Here is a 17,383-nt window from a genome sequence, read left to right as displayed (position 1 = left end):
GCCTTCGTCCTCGAAGTCAGTCGATCCCCAGCGCCGCGCGGATCGCGTCCCACCGTACCAGTTTGAAGTTCTGCGCCGCCGGTGCGTTATCGCCGTCCTGCGCCACGAACAGGCCGTCGGGATATTTCGCTCCGAAGCTGCCAGGCATCAGGCCGATGCCATCGGTTTCTTCGGTCGAACCGAAAGCGCCCGCGCCGATCCGGAAGCGACCTACCGGTTCCATGCCGGGCAGGGCGAAGACCGCATAGGCATTGTCGCCCTGGCTGGAGGCGACGAGCCAGCCACCATCCTCGCCTTCGGGGATCATGGCGAGTCCCTCGACATCGGCGACCAGCATGCGGTTGTCGGCCGGAGCGACCAGCGTACCTTCACGTGCGCCTCTGTCGAAACGCCAGATGCCGGCGTTCTCCTCGCCGACATACAGGGCGCCGTCGCGCGGGTCGTACACGCAACCTTCGGCCTGGGTCGGCACCTTGCGATCGATCGATTGCGTGCCGATGGGGGCGATGTTGCCTTTAAGGAAGCCGGTTTCCCGCTCCACAATGCGGCCATCCTTGATGATGGAGGCGACGCGCAACCGATCGCCCGCGCGCATCGCGCAGATGCCGTAGGCTTCGCCCGCACCGACCGCGCTGGAGCCGATCGGCGTCAGCGCGGCTGTCGCGGGGTCGAGCCGCCACATGCGGAACACCGCGTTCGCCGGGTCGGTGCGGTCGCTGGCCACGACCACGATGCCAGCGACCTCGCCCATATCGACCACATCGACATTGTTGACGCGCCCGGCGTCGGTGAAGCTGCGACGCTTGCCGTCGAGGTCGTAGACGTAGAGCCCGGCCTTCTTGTCGGTGGCGACGATCAGGCTGGCGGCCGGGTCGGCCGGATTGCGCCAGATCGCCGGATCGTCGGCCGCGTCCTCGTCGGCCGTGCCGACCGGCTCGGTCTCGCCGATCGCCTGCACCGTCACCGCAGGGTCGCCGGTGACGGGGTTCGTCGCGCAGCCCGCCAGCGCGAATGCGCCCGCTGCCGCCAGGTATATTGCCTTGCGCATCAGAAGTTCACCCTCACGCCGCCTTTCATGGTCCAGCCATACTGCTCGAACTGGTAGAGGTTCTGCGCGCCGCCCAGCCGGTTGTAGGCAAAATATTTCGCGTTGTTGATGTTCACCCACTCGTAGAACAGCTGGATGCCCTTGGTCACGCGGAGCTTGGCGCTGAGGTCGAGCTGGAAGTGATCGTCGACATAGCGATCGTAGTCCGGGCCATCGCCATTGATCTCGTCGAGATATTTGCTGCGATAGGTTCCGGCGAGCCGCACGCTGACCGGCCCCTTCTCGTAGCCGAGCACCGCGTTGAAGGTGTGCTTGGACGTCGTCGGCAGCGGGATGTCGCGATAGTTCGTGACCGAGCCGACATCGCTGATGTCGCCATCGACGATCGATCCCGTCGCGTCGGTATAGGTGTAGTTCGCCTGGACGAGGAAGCCGGAGAGCAGGCCGGGCAGGAAATCGAGGCTCTGATAAAGGCCTAGTTCGAGGCCGTAGACCTCCGCGCTCGGCCCGTTGACCGTATATTCGGCTTCCTCGAAGTCGATGCCTTGCAACGTGCCCGGGCTGTCGATCACGACATCGACCGCGTAATCCTGAATATCCTTGTAGAACACCGCAGCGGTCAGCGCGCCGTTGGAGTTCATGTAGTATTCGAAACTCGCGTCGAAATTCCACGCCTTGTACGGCAGCAGGCCGGGATTGCCGATCACCGCCTCGTCGTCCTCGTCGATCTCGAAGCGCGGGGCGAGGCGCGACAGCTTGGGCCGCACCAGGCTGCGATAGGCGGCCAGTCGAGTGACGAAATTGTCCGCCGCCTCGAACCGCAGCGTGGCGCTGGGCAACCATTGCCCGTAATCGCGATCGATGCGGCGCGGGGTGATGATGACCGTGTCGTCGGTCGCGGTGGTTCCGTCCGGCAGGGTCTGGCCGTCCTCGAACAGGTTGACCTGATTGCCGTAGAGTTGGTTCGCCGTGTGCTCGTAGCGCACGCCGCCGATCAGCAGCAGACGATCGTTTTCGTAACGGGCGAGAGCGTAGCCCGCCTGGATGTCTTCGTCTGCGCGATAATCCTCGACCGCCGAATCATATTGCGAATCGATCGCCTGGAATTCGAAATCGGAGAAATTGCTGTCGAAGAAGTTGCGCGGAGAGTCGAAACCGGCGACCGGCGCGATGTTCGTGATGCGGTAGGTCTGGCTGCCCAGCACATCGGCCAGGGTGAAATCGCCCGGGCCGTCATACTCCCAGAAATTGACCTGCTTGTCGTAGGTCTTCTTGCGCCAGCGTCCCTTGTATCCGGCCTGGATCGTGAAGGTGCCGTTGGCGGTATAGAAATCCTGCCCTAGGTCGAACTTCGCCGCCCATTCCCGGTCCTGCGAATCGGACAGGGCGGTCTGCTCGATGTCCTTCAGATTGTATTCCGCAGGATCGGTCGCCAGCGCGGCACCACTCGTGAAGCTGTAGAGCGGTATGCGCGGATTGCTGTAGTCGAAGGCGACGGTGACCCCGTCGCCGTCGAAGTCGCGGTCGAACTGGACGGGATCGAGCGATCCGGTCTCGCGCTCCGACGACTTCGAGTAGCTGACCGAGTAGTTGCTGAACAGACCGTCCCAGCGGCTCTTGCCCCCCAGCACGACCGACAGGATTCGCTGGCGCTCGAAGCGATCCTTCAGGTCGCGCTCGATCGTGAACTCTTCGTCGTCGTCGCTGAAGGTCGCGCCGGTCGCGGTCTGGCTCGACGGGCCGCCGTCGAAATCGCCCAGGTCGAAGGTGGTGCGGCGGCGATATTCCTGGTCGTCGAACTGGCTGAAGGTGCCACGGACATAGAGCTCGGTCGAATCGCCGAGCCGTCCGTCCGCGCCCAGCGTGCCGCTGATGCGGGTGCGCTCGACATCGTAATCGCGATACTGGACCTCGGTTGGGAACGGACCGTCGCCTGCATCCTCCCAGTTGTCGGCCTCGATATTGTCGGTCTCGAACTTGCGCCTGTAATACGAAATGCCGCCGGTGACCCCGAAATCGTCGCCGATCCGGGTGGAGAAGTCGACGCTGCCCTTGGGCGACAAGTAATCGGCGTAATCGTTGTAGCTGCCTTCGATCTTGGCCGTCAGGAGTCGCTTCTTGCGGTCGAAAGCGCTGGTGGTGTTGATCTCGATCGAGGCGCCGATGGTGTCGGCATCCATGTCGGGGGTGAGGGACTTCTTCACCTCGATCGATTCGATGATGTCGCTCGAAACCACGTCGAGCGCGACCGAGCGCACATCCGATTCCGGCGAGGGAACCCGCACCCCGTTCAGCGAAGTCGCGTTCAAATCCGGGTCCAGCCCCCGAATCGATACGAAGCGCCCTTCGCCTTGATCGTTGAGGACGTTGATGCCGGGAAGACGGCGCAGCGATTCGGCGACATTCTGATCGGGAAAGTTACCGATGGCGTCGCGCGTGAGGACGTCGCTGACACCGTCCGCGGCACGTTTGCGGCTGAGGGCGCTGGCGAGGTTGGCGCTCTGTCCGATGACGAGAATTTCGTGATCGTCGGCCCCGAGGAGGACGTCGATCCGCGCCGTGCCGGTGGCGGGCACGCTCACCGTGCGCTGGACCGCGGGTGCGCCGATATAGCTGATTTCCAGCGTGTATTCGCCCGCCGGGACATCGGCGAAATAGAAGCTGCCGTCGCGCTGCGTTACCGCCGCCCGATCGAGCTCCAGCAGATGGACCTGCGCCGCCTGCAGCGCGACGGTCTCGCCTGCGTCATAGACGCTGCCGGCAATGTCGCCGGCAATCGCCGGCGAGGCGCAGGCGGCGAATGCCAGACCGGCGGTGGAAGCGAGAAAGCGAGTGCGATATCCCATCGAGTGGCCCCTGTTTCTTGATTTCGGGGCCCGGCTACGACCGGCATATTACCGGTTTCCGGCGCTATCGTGACGTTGGCGTGACGCTGTATCGCTATGGCTTTTTGGCAACAGGGCATCGCTCGGGTGGGCGTGTGACGAAGAGCACGCATAAAAGAAAAGGGCGGCCCTGAAGGACCGCCCTCTCTTGGTGATGGGGTTGAGAAGCCTTTAGCGCTTCGAGAACTGGAAGCTGCGGCGCGCCTTGGCGCGGCCGTACTTCTTGCGCTCGACCACGCGGCTGTCGCGGGTGAGGAAGCCGGCGGCCTTCACCGTGCTGCGCAGCGCGGGCTCGTACTTCGCCAGCGCCTGGCTGATCCCGTGCTTCACCGCTCCGGCCTGGCCCGAAAGGCCACCGCCCTTGACGGTCGCGACGACATCGTACTGGCCCTGGCGATCGGTGATCGCGAAGGGCTGGTCGATGATCAGACGCAGCGTCGGACGCGCAAAATACGCTTCCTGGTCCTTGCCGTTGACGATGATCTGGCCCTTGCCCGGCTTCAGCCAGACACGCGCGGTCGCATCCTTGCGGCGGCCGGTCGCGTAGGCGCGGCCTTGCTTGTCGAGCTCCTGCTCGCGCAGCGGCGCGGTGCTCTGCGCAACCGCGGCGGCGTCGGCATCGGGGGTATCGCCGGCAATGTCCTTGAGGTCCGACAGGTCGCCGACGCTCTTCTTGGCGTTCGCACCTTCGTTGTCGGCGGAAGCGCCCTGCGTCGCTACCGTCTCGGCATTGTCCTCGACCGCGCTCTGCTCGACGGCCTGGTTCTTGTTTTCGGTCTGACCCTCGGTCTGCGGGGTCTCGTCCGTGTTCTTTTCGTCAGCCATTACGCGGAAACCTTGTTCTTGCGATTCATCGAAGCAACGTCGAGCACCTCGGGCTGCTGCCCGTCATGCGGATGCTCGGTGCCGGCATAAAGGTGCAGCGCCTTCATCTGCGCGCGGCCCAGCGGCCCCCGCGGGATCATGCGCTCGACTGCCTTTTCCAGCACGCGCTCGGGGAAACGGCCTTCCAGCACCTTGGCCGGGGTCGTTTCCTTGATGCCGCCGGCATAGCCGGTGTGCTTGTAATACTTCTTGTCGGTCAGCTTGTTGCCGGTGAACCGCACCTTGTCGGCGTTGAGCACGATCACGTGATCGCCGCAGTCGACATGGGGGGTGTAGCTCGGCTTGTGCTTGCCGCGCAGGATGTTGGCGACGATCGCGGCAAGGCGGCCGACGACCAGTCCCTCGGCATCCACGATGTGCCATTTCTTCTCGACTTCGGCCGGCTTGATCGACCGGGTCGTCTTGGTCAGTGCCTTCATGGCGATACTCTCGTCTTCGAATCGGAAACAGGGCCGAACCCGAAAGGGTCGGCAAGGCGGCGCATTTGTCGTGCCAAGGCCTGCAAGTCAAGCAAATCCGCACCTTAGCGGAGAGGTAAAATAATACCTCCAAGTTCGTTCCGCGCTATTGCGGCGGCGTCTTCCCGATCGGCAGCGGCGTCATCGCAGCCAGCGTTCGCGCCCCTTGGCGTGCGCCGCCCAGGCGAAGGTCGCGACGAGCAGAGCGCCCACCAGCTGGTGCAGGACCGCTATCCATAGCGACACGCCGCTCACGACGGTCAGGATCCCGAGCACCACCTGCGTGCCGACCACGCCATTGAGCGCCGCCGCGGGCAGGCGCGCGAAGCCGCGGATCGAGCGCGCGAACCAGATCATCGCCACCAGCACCGCGATCGCCCACCAGCGATGCAGGAAATGCAGCAGGAACGGATCGTGGGTCAGCGTGTAGAGCGCGCCGTGCCCGCCGCTGTCGACTTCCGGGACCAGCCGGCCGTCCATCAGCGGCCAGCTTCGCGTCACATGGCCCGCATTGAGGCCCGCGACCCACGCGCCTAGCACCAACTGGATCAGCAGCATCGCCCCCACCAGCAGGGCGTCGAGCCGGAGATGGCGCGGGCGGGACGCGGGGTGCCGGTGCAGCGCGAGGAGATCGAGTGCGGTCCAGACGAGCCCCGCCAGTGTGAAGAGGGCGGTGGTCAGATGGATCGAAAGCCAGAAATGGCTGACGTCCGTCATCTGTCCCGACAGGCCCGAACGCACCATCAGCCAGCCGAACGTGCCTTGCAGCCCGCCCAGCGCCAGCAGCGCGACCAGGCGCGGTTTGTAGCCTGTCGGAATCTGCCCCTTCACCCAGAACCAGGCCAGCGGCAGCGCGAAGGCCAGCCCGATCAACCGTCCGATCAGGCGGTGGAACCACTCCCAGAAGAAGATGAACTTGAAATGCTCCAGCGTCATGCCGGCCGGCCCGGCCTCGAAGCGAAATTCGGGCGTGGCGCGATAGCGGGCATATTCGGCCTGCCACTGCGCATCGGTCAATGGCGGCAGCGCGCCTGTGACCGGGTTCCACTGGGTGATCGACAGGCCGGATTCGGTCAGCCGCGTGATACCGCCCACGACCAGGATCAGGACTACCATTCCAGCGACCATCAACAGCCAGTTGGCGATCGCGCGTGGGCGTTTTGCCGTCAATTGCGAGGATGCGACCATTGCGGCGGCGTGATGCGCGTTTGTGCGCTTTTGCGCAAGGCCGGCTGCCCCGGATCAGCGCTGGGCGGTGGCCAAAGCAGGAGGAAGTCCTTGCCTAATGTAACAACATTACATATCTGGTGCGCCATGCCATCGCGACTCAGCCCGGCCCGCAATCGCCTCGACAAGTTCGGAATCGTCTTGTCGAGCCTATGCGCGGTGCACTGCGTTGCCAGCATCGTGGTCGTTTCCGCGCTAGGGATCGGGGGCGAATGGCTTCTCTCCCCCGCAATTCACCGTTGGGGCCTCGCCGTCGCGGTGGTTATCGCCGGGGCGGCGATCGGGTGGGGCGCGCTGCGCCATCGCCGCCGGGCACCCTTCGTAGTCGCGATGACCGGCCTCACCTTCATGGGCGGCGCGCTGGCCGCGCCGCACGGGATGGAGGAAGCGATACTGACCATCATCGGGGTGGCGCTGGTGTCGCTAGGCCACATCCTCAACTTGCGTCACGCGCATGGGGCTCTATCTCGCTCTTCATGAGCGAGACCGATACCCGCACCACCCGTTCCCTCACCGTCAATGGCGAGGTCCGGCGCACCGGCGCGCCGACGCTGGGCGCGTTCCTGAGCGAAATCGAGCTCGATCCGGCGAAGGTCGCGGTGGAGCGAAACGGCGCGATCGTTGAGCGTTCCGGGCTGGCCGACGTCGCGCTGCACGATGGCGATACGCTGGAAATCGTCCATTTCGTCGGCGGCGGAGAAGCCGCGCCGCCGGCCGGGCAGGACGACAGCTGGACGGTCGCGGGCCATACCTTCCGTTCGCGCCTGATCGTGGGGACGGGCAAATACAAGGATTTCGCGCAGAACGCCGCCGCGCTGGAGGCGTCGGGGGCGGAAATTGTGACCGTCGCCGTTCGCCGCGTGAACGTGAGCGATCCCAAGGCCCCGATGCTGACCGATTTCATCGATCCGAAGAAGGTCACCTACTTGCCGAACACCGCCGGGTGTTTCACCGCCGATGAGGCGATCCGCACGCTGCGTCTGGCGCGCGAGGCTGGGGGCTGGGATCTCGTCAAGCTGGAGGTGCTGGGCGAGGCGAAGACGCTTTATCCCGACATGCGCGAGACGCTGAAAGCGACCGAGGTGCTGGCCAGGGACGGCTTCCACCCGATGGTCTATTGCGCCGACGATCCGATCGCGGCGAAGCAGCTGGAGGAAGCGGGCGCGGTGGCGATCATGCCGCTGGGCGCGCCGATCGGCAGCGGGCTGGGCATCCAGAACCGCGTGACCATTCGCCTGATCGTGGAAGGCGCGAGCGTGCCGGTGCTGGTGGATGCGGGAGTCGGTACCGCCAGCGATGCGGCCGTGGCGATGGAGCTGGGCTGCGACGGGGTGCTGATGAACACCGCGATAGCCGAGGCGAAGGACCCGATCCGCATGGCCCGCGCGATGAAGCTGGCGGTGGAGGCGGGCCGCGAGGCCTATCGGGCGGGCCGCATGGCGACACGCAAATATGCCGACCCTTCCAGCCCGCTTGCCGGGCTAATCTGAGCTCACCGATATCCGGACCGGCGATTTTCACCGTCATGCTTACCCGGTCTTAACCAAGTTCCGCGATAGCTCGCTGCTGCAACAACAGCAGGGGCCACTCATGACGGTCAGCGGCACGACATCGCTGCTCATCAGCGAAATGCGCGAATTCGCGAGTTTCAAGCCGTGCACGCAGCGGTTCATCCGCCGCAGTCTGGACGTCGGGTTGGGGCGCTCGGACGCTTTCCGGCTATGGGCGCGCGACGCGGCGGAAAGCGCGGCGATCCGGCGGCAATACATCGCCTATCAGCCGCTTAAGAAGGTGCGTGGCACGGTGCCGGACCCGTGTGAGACGGCGGTGCCGACGGCATTTCTCGGCACCGTCGTGGGCATCGCGGCGGGCGATCTGGCGGAAGAGCGGATCGACGGCTTCCCCCCGTTCCGCTTCCTCTACGAAAGACTGCTCGGTGCCGAGGTCCGGCCATGGCTGCCCAGTATCTTCTGCGCCGCGGCGGCGCTGCCGCAGATCGACCCGCGGCAACGCAAGCGCCTGCTGCAAAGCTTGAGCGAAGCCGCCGCGACCGCGCCCGCATGGTCGAGCGCGCAGCCGGGCTTCTATCCCGAATTCATCGAGGATGCGGCGGCCTGAGCCGAACCGCGCGATCGCGCTTGCCACACACGGCCCATCCGCTAGCCATAGCGCGATGACCACGCCGCGACCGCTCAACCTCTACACGCTGCCCAGCTGGTCGGTGGCCGCGCCCATCCTGGCGCTGGCAGGGCTGCTGCTCGGCAAGCCGTCCGGCATCGCGCTGGCGATCCCGATCGGATTGCTGCTCGCCGCCGCGATCATGGCGGCGGTCTATCATGCGGAGGTACTGGCTCACTATGTCGGCGAGCCGTTCGGCACGCTGCTCCTCGCCCTCGCCGTCACGATCATCGAAGCGTCGCTGATCGTATCGATCATGCTGAGCGAAGGGGCGGGATCGCAGACGCTGGCGCGCGACACGCTGATGGCGGCGCTGATGATCACGATCAACGGGATTATTGGCATCTGCCTGCTGGCGGGCGGTCAGCGGCATCACGAACAGAACTACACCCAGGCGGGCGTCAGTGCCGGGCTGGCGATGCTGGCGACCCTGTCGGTGCTGGTGCTGGTCCTGCCCAATTTCACCACCGCGGCGAGCGGCGCGTTCTACAGTCCAAAGCAGCTGGTGTTCGTGGCGGTGATCTCGATGCTGGTCTACGCAACTTTCGTGGTGGCGCAGACGATCCGGCACAAGGATCACTTCGTCCACCATATCGAGGACGCGGCGATCACGCGCACGAGGCCCCGGTGCCGCGGGCGAAGGCGATCGCCGCGTCCGGCATGCTGCTGGTCGCGCTAGTGGCGGTCGTGCTGCTGGCGAAGCTGCTGTCGCCCGTGATCGAGAGCGGAGTGCGGGCGATCGGCGCGCCGCAGGCGCTGGTCGGGATCATCATCGCCGCCCTCGTCCTCGCCCCCGAAGGTTTCGCCGCCTATCGCGCGGCGCGGGCGGACCGGGTTCAGACCAGCCTCAATCTCGCGATCGGTTCGGCGCTGGCGGCCATCGGCCTGACCATCCCCGCCGTGGCAGGGGTGGCGCTGGTCTTCGGCCTCGATCTGGAACTGGGGCTATCGATGCGCTCGATCGTGTTGCTGGCGCTGACCCTGCTCGTCGCCACGCTGACGCTCAGTGGCGGTCGCACGACGATCGTTCAGGGCATCGTCCACCTCGTCATCTTCGCGACCTATCTGTTCACGACGATCGTGCCCTGATCACGCGTCAACTGCGATAGAGCCCCTCCAGCCGGGGGCCGTACACCTCGCGAATCTTGTGGCGGCGGATTTTCATGCTGGGGGTCATCTGCTCGTTCTCGATCGAGAACGGTTCGTCGGCGAAGGTAAACTGGCGCACCTTTTCGATCACCGACAGGTCCTTGTTAACGCGGTCCACCGCAGCGCGGATCGCCTGGCGGAATTCGGGATCTTCCTGCAGCGCCGCCATCTCGAATTTGCGGTCGTGCGCCTTCGCCCATTCGGCCGCCCATTCGGGATCGGGGACGATCAGCCCGACGACATAGGGGTGGCGGTCGCCGTGGACCATGGCCTGGCCGATCTCGCGCTGCAGGGTCAGCATCCCTTCGACCTTCTGCGGCGCGACATTGTCGCCCTTGTCGTTGACGATCATGTCCTTCTTGCGATCGGTGATCTTGATCCGCCCGCGCTCGTCCAGATGACCGATATCGCCGGTGTGGAGCCAGCCGTCCTGCAAGGCGCGGTTCGTTTCCGCCGCGTTCTGCCAGTACCCCTGCATCACCAGTTCGCCACGGCAGAGTATTTCCCCGTCGTCGGCGATGCGGATTTCGACCCCGTCCATCGGCGGGCCGACCGTGTCCATCGCGATCCCGGCGCGCGGGCGGTTGCAGGCGATCACCGGTCCCGCCTCGGTCTGGCCGTAACCCTGCAGCATGGTCAGCCCCATCGCCTGGAAGAACACGCCGACATCGGGATTGAGCGGCGCGCCGCCTGACACCATCGCCTTGATCCGGCCGCCGAACTTCGCCCGGATCTTGGGCCGCAGCAGCCTTTCGAGCAGCAGGTTCAGCGTCTTGTCGCCCAGGCGATAGCGGCCATCCGCGCGCCGTTCGCCCAGCGCGATCGCCATTTCCATCAGGCGCTGCGGCGCGCCGCCCTGCTTTTCGACCTGGCGCATGATGCGCGTGCGCAGCACCTCGAACAGGCGCGGGACGACGACCATGATCGTCGGGCGCGTTTCCTCGATATTGCTCGCCAGCTTGTCGAGCCCCTCGGCGTAGAAGATCTGCGCGCCGACCCCGATCGGCAGGAATTGCCCGCCGGTGTGTTCGTAGGCGTGGCTGAGCGGCAGGAACGACAGGAACCGCTCGTCCTCGTTGAGGCCGAAATCCTCCATCAGAATGCGCGCCGCGCCGGAAACATTGCACAGGATCGCGCCATGGTGCTGGATCACCCCGCGCGGCGCGCCGCCGGTGCCGCTGGTGTAGATCAGGCAGGCGGTATCCTCGCGCTGGATATGCGCGATCCGCCCTTCCACCGCCGCCCTCGCCGCCTTGGCGTCGCCGGTCGTGAGCGTGCTCCAGCCGTGACAGGTCAGCTGGCCCGACTGGTAGGACCGGACGGTATCGATCGGGACGATATGTTCGGCGAGGCCGGTGCGCATGATGGCGGGAATCAGCGGCTGGGACAGCTTCTCGTTCGACACGATGACGGCGCGCGCGCCCGAATCGGACAGGATGTGGACATGGTCGCGCTGCGTGTTGGTGGTGTAGGCGGGCACGGTGATGCAGCCGGCGGCCATGATGCCGAGATCGGCGATGCACCATTCCGGGCGGTTTTCCGACACCAGCAGCACCCGGTCGCCGGTCGCGAGCCCCATCGCGCGCAGGTTTTCCGCGAGCAGGCAGACTCGCTCCGCCGCCTCGCGCCATCTGATCGTCTGCCATTCGCCGTCGCGCTTGGTGCCCAGGAACGGCTTGTCGCCCAGCACGTCCGCCCGGTGCAGGAACAGCTGGACCAGATTGTTGGCGGAATCGACCTCGTTCAGCTGCATGCCGGAAGGCTCCTGTCCCATGATCGTCTTGTCTGTCGTTATCCTTGCGCCCGATACGGTCCCCGCGCCGTAGCGGCAAGCGGCGGGCAAGCAGCTGTCGGTAGGGCGATCAGGGAAGGGACAGCTTGTCCTCGACCCGGGGATCGCGCGCGCCTTCCCATCCCTCGGGCGTGCGCAGGACCGCATTCGCCTTTACCGGCGCCGCGCGTGCCATGATATTTTCATGGCCGAGCGCGCGGAAGCGATCCATCGCCCGTTCCATCCAGGTGCCCTGTTCGACCATCACCGCGTCGTCATATTGCATGATGAAGGGCATGCCGAGCGCATCTTGCGCCGACAGGCCGAAATCGATCACGCCGATGATGCTGCGCGCGGTCTGCACCGGAATGGTCGCACCCCCCGCCGCGCCTATGGCCAGGAAGGGCCGGCCCTGCGGATCGTAGACCACCACCGGCGCCATGGAGCTGCGCGGGCGCTTGTTGCCTTCCACCCGGTTGGCGACCGGTCGACCGTCCACTGTGGGCGAACGGCTGAAGTCGGTCATTTCGTTGTTGAGGAAGAAGCCGCCCGTCATCAGGCCCGAGCCGAAGGCGCTTTCGATGGTCGAGGTATAGCTGACCATCGTGTTCGACCCGTCGACCACCGCGAAATGCGAGGTGCCGTGCTCCTCCGGCTCGTCGCCATCGGCGAGCGCGGTGTCGGCCCCGACCGGCGTTCCCGCGCGCACCGTCGCCATCGTGGAATTCGGCTGGATCAGCGCGCTGCGGCGGGCGAGGTAGGCCGGATCGATCAGCCCCGCGACCGGCACGCGGACGAAATCGCTGTCGGCCGCGTAAAGCTCGCGGTCGGCATAGGCAAGCCGCTGCGCCTCTAGGAAAAGATGCCAGGTTTCCGGGTTCTGGACGCCCAGCTTGGCAAGGTCGAACCGTTCCAGCTCGCCGAGGATTTGCAGGACCGCGATCCCACCGGAGGTCGGCGGGCCCATGCCGCACACGCGGTATTGGCGGTAGGTGCCGCAAACGGCGTCGCGTTCCTTCGCCTCGTAATCGGCGAGATCGGCGGGGGTCATCGCCCCGGCATGGGGCGTGTGCGCATCGACCGTCTCGGCCAGCGCCTTCGCGCGCGGGCCGGTGTAGAACGCCTCCGGCCCCTGCGCCGCGATCGCTTCGAAGGTGCGCGCCAGCTCCTCGTTCACGATGGTATCGCCCACGGGGCGCGGCTGACCTTCGGCGGTGAAGTAGAGCGCGCGGCCCTCCGCCGTCCAGCCCGCACGATCGGCAGTCTCGGCGATAGACTGGTTGAGGCGCGGATTGATCTCGAACCCGTCGCGGGCGAGCGCGATGGCCGGCGCGAACAGCTTCGCCCAGGGGAGCTTGCCGTGTTCCCTGTGCGCGAGGGCGGCGAGGGCTAGATTGCCCGGCACGCCGACGCTGAGGCCGCTCTTCCGCGATGCCTCGAACGGGGGCAACTGGCCGTCGGGGGTCAGGAACCAGTCGGGCGTCGCGCCCGCCGGGGCTTTCTCGCGCCCGTCATAGGTTTCGACCGTGCCATCCGCCGCGCCGCGCACGATGAAGCCGCCACCGCCGATGCCCGAGCTCTGGGGCTCCACCACGTTGAGCGCCAGCATGGTCGCGATCGCCGCGTCGGTGGCGTTGCCGCCTTCGCGCAGGATCGCCATCCCGGCGGCCTGGGCGCGGGGATCGGCGGCGCTGACGGTGCCGACACCGGCGGATTGCGCGGTTGGTGCATCGTTAGCGACGGTGGCGCAGGCACCAAGAGTGGAAGCGAGGGCGAGGGGCGCGGCGAGCGCCAGCAGGGAACGGTTCAGCATGGCGCGCGACGCTATGCGGTGCCGACCGCCGCGGCAATCGAAGAAAAGCCGTCGCGCCGCATTCTCGCCTCCAGACCGTGTACGATGCGCCGTGCGAGACCCGGCCCGTGATAGACCAGCGCGCTGTAGAGCTGGACCAGGCTCGCCCCGGCGCGGATACGCTCCCACGCCTCGTCGGCGCTGGCGATGCCGCCGACGCCGACTAGCGGGATCGCGCCCCCGGTCGCGCGGCGGAAGTCGCGCAGCCGGGCGAGCGCCAAATCCTTCAGCGGCGCGCCCGACAGCCCGCCGGTCTCGTCGGCATGGGCGGATCGCAGGGCGGGGCGGGCGATGGTGGTGTTGGAAACGATCAGCGCGCCCAGCTTCCGGTCCAGCGCGATGCGCGCGATCGCGTCCATGTCGGCGGGCTGAAGGTCGGGCGCGACTTTCAGGAACACGGGCGGCGCATGTTGCGGGCAGGCCTCGTCCCGCGCGGCGATCACCGCATCGAGCAGGGCACCCAGCGCGCCCTCGTCCTGCAAGGCGCGCAGGCCGGGCGTGTTGGGGCTGGAGACGTTTACCGCCAGATAGCTCGCCACCGGGGCCATCGCCCGCGCCATCAGGGCGTAGTCGGCCACGCGGTCGTCCGAATCCTTGTTCGCGCCGATGTTCACCCCGACGATGCCAGGCCGACCCTGCCGCCGCGCGAGTCGTTCGCGGGCGGCCAGCGCTCCGCCATTGTTGAACCCTATCCGGTTGATGACTGCGGCGTCCTCTACCAGCCGGAACAGGCGCGGCTTCGGGTTGCCGCCTTGCGGGAAGGGCGTGATGGAGCCCACCTCGGCGAACCCGAAGCCGAGTGACAGCAGCGCATCGGGCACCTGCGCATCCTTGTCGTATCCCGCGGCCAGCCCGACCGGGTTGGGGAAGGTGAGCCCCGCGACCTGCGTCGCCAGCGGCCCAGCGCTTTCGGCGCGCGCCCCGCGCCCGGGCAGCGCTTTCAGCGCGGCGATGGAAAGCCCGTGCGCGCGTTCGGGATCGAGCGCGAAGAGAGCGGGGCGAATCATCCGGAAAGCGTCCATGCCCGCTCGCTGCACGCCAATCGCATCGTCTGGCAAGCATGGCCGCGTGAATGCTAACGACTCGCAACAGGCGGTTTCGCGTTGAAACCGGTTCGCATGGTGCATAGGTGAAATCGGAACGAAACGCTCCGATTAGGATATCGCCCGCCTCATGCGCCTTTCCAACCTCGCCGACTATGCCGTCGTCACCATGGGCGCCGCCGCGCGCCATTGCGGTGGCGGGCGGGTGAGCGCGGCGGAGCTGGCGGCGGAGACCGGCCTGCCCGCGCCCACCGTGCAGAAGATCGTCAGCAAGCTCGCCGCGGCGGGTCTGCTGCGCTCGATTCGCGGGGCGGGCGGCGGGCTGCAACTGGCGCGCCCGGCGGCGGCGATCACGCTGGCCGACATCGTCGAGGCGGTGGAGGGGCCGATCGCGCTGACCGCCTGCGTCGAAGGCACCGACTGCGCGATCGACCACGATTGCTCCGTCCGCCCGCACTGGCCGGTGGTGAACGAGGCGCTGCGCGGCGCGCTCGCAGGAATTTCGCTGACGCAGCTTTCGGCAAGAGCCGGCGCGTCGGCCCACAGGGAAATGGCATGACCGATACGATCGACACTCTGGACCATGGGCACCCGGCGCTCGAGAAGCCGGAAATGGATCGCCCCGAAATGGATAGGGACGCCAAGGAGGCCGCGGCAAAGGCCGGCGAGTACGAATTCGGCTGGCATTCGGAAATCGACACGGAGTTCGCGCCCAAGGGCCTGAATGAAGACACCGTCCGCTTCATCTCCGCCAAGAAGAAAGAGCCCGAATGGATGCTCGACTGGCGGCTGAAGGCGTTCCGCCTGTGGCAGGAGATGGAGGAGCCCGACTGGGCCAAGCTCGGCTATCCCGAGATCGATTACCAGGACGCCTATTACTACGCCGCGCCCAAGAAGAAGACAGAGCTGGAATCGCTCGACGAGCTCGATCCGGAGATCAAGTCGACCTACGACAAGCTCGGCATCCCGATCGCGGAGCAGGAAGTGCTCGCCGGGGTCAAGGGCGCGCGCAAGGTCGCGGTCGACGCGGTGTTCGATTCGGTCAGCGTCGCCACAACCTTCCGCGAGGAACTGAAGAAGGCGGGCGTGATCTTCCTTTCCATTTCGGAGGCGATCCGCGAGCACCCCGAACTGGTGAAGAAATGGCTCGGCAAGGTGGTGCCGCAGCGCGACAACTATTTCGCCACGCTCAACTGCGCGGTCTTTTCGGACGGCACCTTCGTCTATGTGCCAGAGGGCGTACGCTGCCCGATGGAGCTCAGCACTTATTTCCGCATCAATGCGGAGAATACCGGCCAGTTCGAACGCACGCTGATCGTCGCCGAGAAGGGCAGCTATGTCAGCTATCTCGAAGGCTGCACCGCGCCCATGCGCGACGAGAACCAGCTCCACGCCGCGGTGGTGGAACTGGTCGCGATGGAAGATGCCGAGATCAAGTATTCGACCGTCCAGAACTGGTATCCCGGCAATGCCGAGGGCAAGGGCGGGATCTACAATTTCGTCACCAAGCGTGGCCTGTGCCAGGGCGACCGCTCGAAGATCGCGTGGACCCAGGTCGAAACCGGCAGTGCGGTGACGTGGAAATACCCCTCCTGCGTCCTCAACGGGAAGGATTCGGTCGGCGAATTCTACTCGGTCGCGGTGACCAACAATTACCAGCAGGCCGATACCGGCACCAAGATGGTGCACAACGGCGCGGGCAGCCGCTCGACCATCATCTCCAAGGGGATTTCGGCGGGCAAGTCGAACAACACCTATCGCGGTCTGGTCCGCGTTGCCGCCAATGCCGACGGCGTGCGCAATTTCACCCAGTGCGATTCGCTGCTGCTGGGCGACCGCTGCGGCGCGCATACCGTGCCCTATATCGAGGTGAAGAACCCCTCTGCGCAGATCGAGCACGAGGCGACCACCAGCAAGATTTCCGACGACCAGCTGTTCTACGCCATGCAGCGCGGCCTGGGCGAGGAAGAGGCGGTGGCGCTGATCGTCAACGGCTTCGCCAAGGAGGTGCTGAAAGAGCTGCCGATGGAGTTCGCGGTCGAAGCGCAGAAGCTGCTGGCGATTAGTCTGGAGGGTTCGGTCGGATGACCACTCAAATTGCCCGCCACACCCGTCATGCTGAACTCGGTTCAGGATCCATCACGCCTCCTATGCCATCGGCGCATGTGAAGAAATGGACCCTGAAACAAGTTCAGGGTGACGTGTGCGCAATCAAGGCACTCTTTTTCGCGGAACAGGCGGAGGTGATTGTTAAGTGACCGACCGCAAAACCCTCCAGCTTCGCGATCCCTCCGAGACCGCCGACACTGCCCCCGCGCTTAAGAAGAAGGGGCGCGGCTGGGAAATCTCGGACAAGCGGCTCGACGCGCTGCATGAGCGGGCGCGGCATTTGCGGCGGCATTCGTCGGAGGCGCACAAGGCGCTCGCGGCGCGTTTCGCCAAGGCCGATCTCGGGCGCTACAAGTTCACCCGTCACGCGGTGGTCGGCAGCGCGATCGTCGATTTCAACTGCCATAACCTCGGCATGGCGATCCAGATCGACGAGCCGGACCAGGACGAGACGCTGGCCAAGCGCCGCGACAAGAGCCTCGAATCGGTCGGCATCCGCGTGATGCGGATCGCTGCGAGCGACATCCTGGAAAACATGGACGCCGTGCTCCAGCGCATCACCGCGGGGATGCGCATGCGCATCGCCGACAAGGGCGAGGCCCGCCGCCGCCACAATGCGGAGAATCCTCGGCAGTCGAAGCCGCGCTACGACCGCGACGGGAATGGGCCGTCGCGCGGCGGACGCGACTCCCGCCGCTCCCCTCCCACGTCATCCCGGACCTGATCCGGGATGGTGCTTTTCTTCCTCGGCGCTGCATCGAAGGCAGCACCGGCCCCG

17 protein-coding genes are annotated in these 17,383 nt (G+C 66.0%); 9 read left to right on the top strand and 8 right to left on the bottom strand.

From position 1 onward, the window contains the following. Positions 1-16: 16 nt before the first annotated feature. From F7D01_RS06460 to F7D01_RS06440, 5 genes are all read right to left on the bottom strand, one after another. Positions 17-1,048, bottom strand: a complete 1,032-nt coding sequence (locus F7D01_RS06460; RefSeq protein WP_215229369.1) for a phytase — start codon at positions 1,046-1,048, stop codon at positions 17-19. After that, a complete protein-coding gene (locus tag F7D01_RS06455) occupies positions 1,048-3,894 on the bottom strand; it encodes a TonB-dependent receptor (RefSeq protein ID WP_215229368.1) in 2,847 nt (948 codons plus the stop codon). Before F7D01_RS06455 ends, F7D01_RS06460 begins: the two co-directional genes overlap by 1 nt. Before the next feature lie 210 nt (positions 3,895-4,104). Continuing rightward, the gene (gene rpsI / locus F7D01_RS06450) at positions 4,105-4,572 is read right to left on the bottom strand and encodes a 30S ribosomal protein S9 (RefSeq protein WP_215229701.1); all 468 of its coding nucleotides are present in this window, start codon (positions 4,570-4,572) and stop codon (positions 4,105-4,107) included. Between the two features lie 185 nt (positions 4,573-4,757). Beyond that, on the bottom strand, positions 4,758-5,237 hold the full coding sequence (gene rplM, locus F7D01_RS06445) for a 50S ribosomal protein L13 (protein WP_215229367.1): 480 nt from the start codon (positions 5,235-5,237) through the stop codon (positions 4,758-4,760). A 180-nt stretch (positions 5,238-5,417) separates the two neighbouring features. Next, a complete protein-coding gene (locus F7D01_RS06440; protein WP_215229366.1) occupies positions 5,418-6,464 on the bottom strand; it encodes a COX15/CtaA family protein in 1,047 nt (348 codons plus the stop codon). Between the two features lie 126 nt (positions 6,465-6,590). On the opposite strand from F7D01_RS06440, the gene F7D01_RS06435 reads away from it, so the two are divergent. From F7D01_RS06435 to F7D01_RS15200, 5 genes are all read left to right on the top strand, one after another. Continuing rightward, a complete protein-coding gene (locus tag F7D01_RS06435) occupies positions 6,591-6,983 on the top strand; it encodes a MerC domain-containing protein (RefSeq protein ID WP_215229365.1) in 393 nt (130 codons plus the stop codon). Then, positions 6,980-7,993, top strand: a complete 1,014-nt coding sequence (gene thiS, locus F7D01_RS06430) for a sulfur carrier protein ThiS (protein ID WP_215229364.1) — start codon at positions 6,980-6,982, stop codon at positions 7,991-7,993. Before F7D01_RS06435 ends, thiS begins: the two co-directional genes overlap by 4 nt. Positions 7,994-8,093: 100 nt before the next feature. Continuing rightward, positions 8,094-8,621, top strand: a complete 528-nt coding sequence (locus F7D01_RS06425; RefSeq protein WP_215229363.1) for a hypothetical protein — start codon at positions 8,094-8,096, stop codon at positions 8,619-8,621. 55 nt (positions 8,622-8,676) lie between these two features. Beyond that, positions 8,677-9,360, top strand: a complete 684-nt coding sequence (locus tag F7D01_RS15205) for a calcium:proton antiporter (RefSeq protein WP_251567124.1) — start codon at positions 8,677-8,679, stop codon at positions 9,358-9,360. Beyond that, a complete protein-coding gene (locus F7D01_RS15200; RefSeq protein ID WP_251567121.1) occupies positions 9,309-9,770 on the top strand; it encodes a hypothetical protein in 462 nt (153 codons plus the stop codon). Before F7D01_RS15205 ends, F7D01_RS15200 begins: the two co-directional genes overlap by 52 nt. Before the next feature lie 7 nt (positions 9,771-9,777). Here the strand turns inward: F7D01_RS15200 and F7D01_RS06415 are convergent, their stop codons facing one another. The 3 genes from F7D01_RS06415 to F7D01_RS06405 all read right to left on the bottom strand — a co-directional run bounded on the left by F7D01_RS06415 (position 9,778) and on the right by F7D01_RS06405 (position 14,475). Next, positions 9,778-11,583, bottom strand: coding sequence for a long-chain fatty acid--CoA ligase (locus F7D01_RS06415; protein ID WP_215229362.1), 1,806 nt, complete (start codon positions 11,581-11,583; stop codon positions 9,778-9,780). Positions 11,584-11,692: 109 nt separating this feature from the next. Further along, the gene (gene ggt / locus F7D01_RS06410; protein WP_215229361.1) at positions 11,693-13,414 is read right to left on the bottom strand and encodes a gamma-glutamyltransferase; all 1,722 of its coding nucleotides are present in this window, start codon (positions 13,412-13,414) and stop codon (positions 11,693-11,695) included. 11 nt (positions 13,415-13,425) lie between these two features. Next, positions 13,426-14,475 carry a quinone-dependent dihydroorotate dehydrogenase gene (locus F7D01_RS06405; RefSeq protein WP_215229360.1) on the bottom strand — a complete coding sequence of 350 codons (1,050 nt, stop codon included), beginning with the start codon at positions 14,473-14,475 and terminating at the stop codon, positions 13,426-13,428. Between the two features lie 151 nt (positions 14,476-14,626). Between F7D01_RS06405 and F7D01_RS06400 the strand changes: the two genes are divergently transcribed. The 4 genes from F7D01_RS06400 to F7D01_RS06385 are packed head-to-tail and all read left to right on the top strand — an operon-like array spanning position 14,627 to position 17,329. Then, entirely contained in the window at positions 14,627-15,055 is a 429-nt protein-coding gene (locus F7D01_RS06400; protein WP_215229359.1) for an SUF system Fe-S cluster assembly regulator, read from the top strand. Between the two features lie 53 nt (positions 15,056-15,108). Further along, positions 15,109-16,584 (top strand): Fe-S cluster assembly protein SufB, encoded by a 1,476-nt coding sequence (gene sufB, locus F7D01_RS06395; RefSeq protein WP_215229700.1) that lies wholly within the window; start codon positions 15,109-15,111, stop codon positions 16,582-16,584. Then, positions 16,581-16,754, top strand: a complete 174-nt coding sequence (locus F7D01_RS06390; protein ID WP_215229358.1) for a hypothetical protein — start codon at positions 16,581-16,583, stop codon at positions 16,752-16,754. Before sufB ends, F7D01_RS06390 begins: the two co-directional genes overlap by 4 nt. Continuing rightward, positions 16,751-17,329 carry an endonuclease domain-containing protein gene (locus F7D01_RS06385; RefSeq protein WP_215229357.1) on the top strand — a complete coding sequence of 193 codons (579 nt, stop codon included), beginning with the start codon at positions 16,751-16,753 and terminating at the stop codon, positions 17,327-17,329. The genes F7D01_RS06390 and F7D01_RS06385 overlap by 4 nt, the downstream gene beginning before the upstream one ends. Positions 17,330-17,383: the final 54 nt, after the last annotated feature.

The organism is Erythrobacter sp. 3-20A1M, from assembly GCF_018636735.1.
Taxonomy (GTDB): domain Bacteria; phylum Pseudomonadota; class Alphaproteobacteria; order Sphingomonadales; family Sphingomonadaceae; genus Alteriqipengyuania.
Note: the sequence above shows the minus strand (reverse complement) of the source record. Positions and strands in the feature narration are given on the sequence as shown.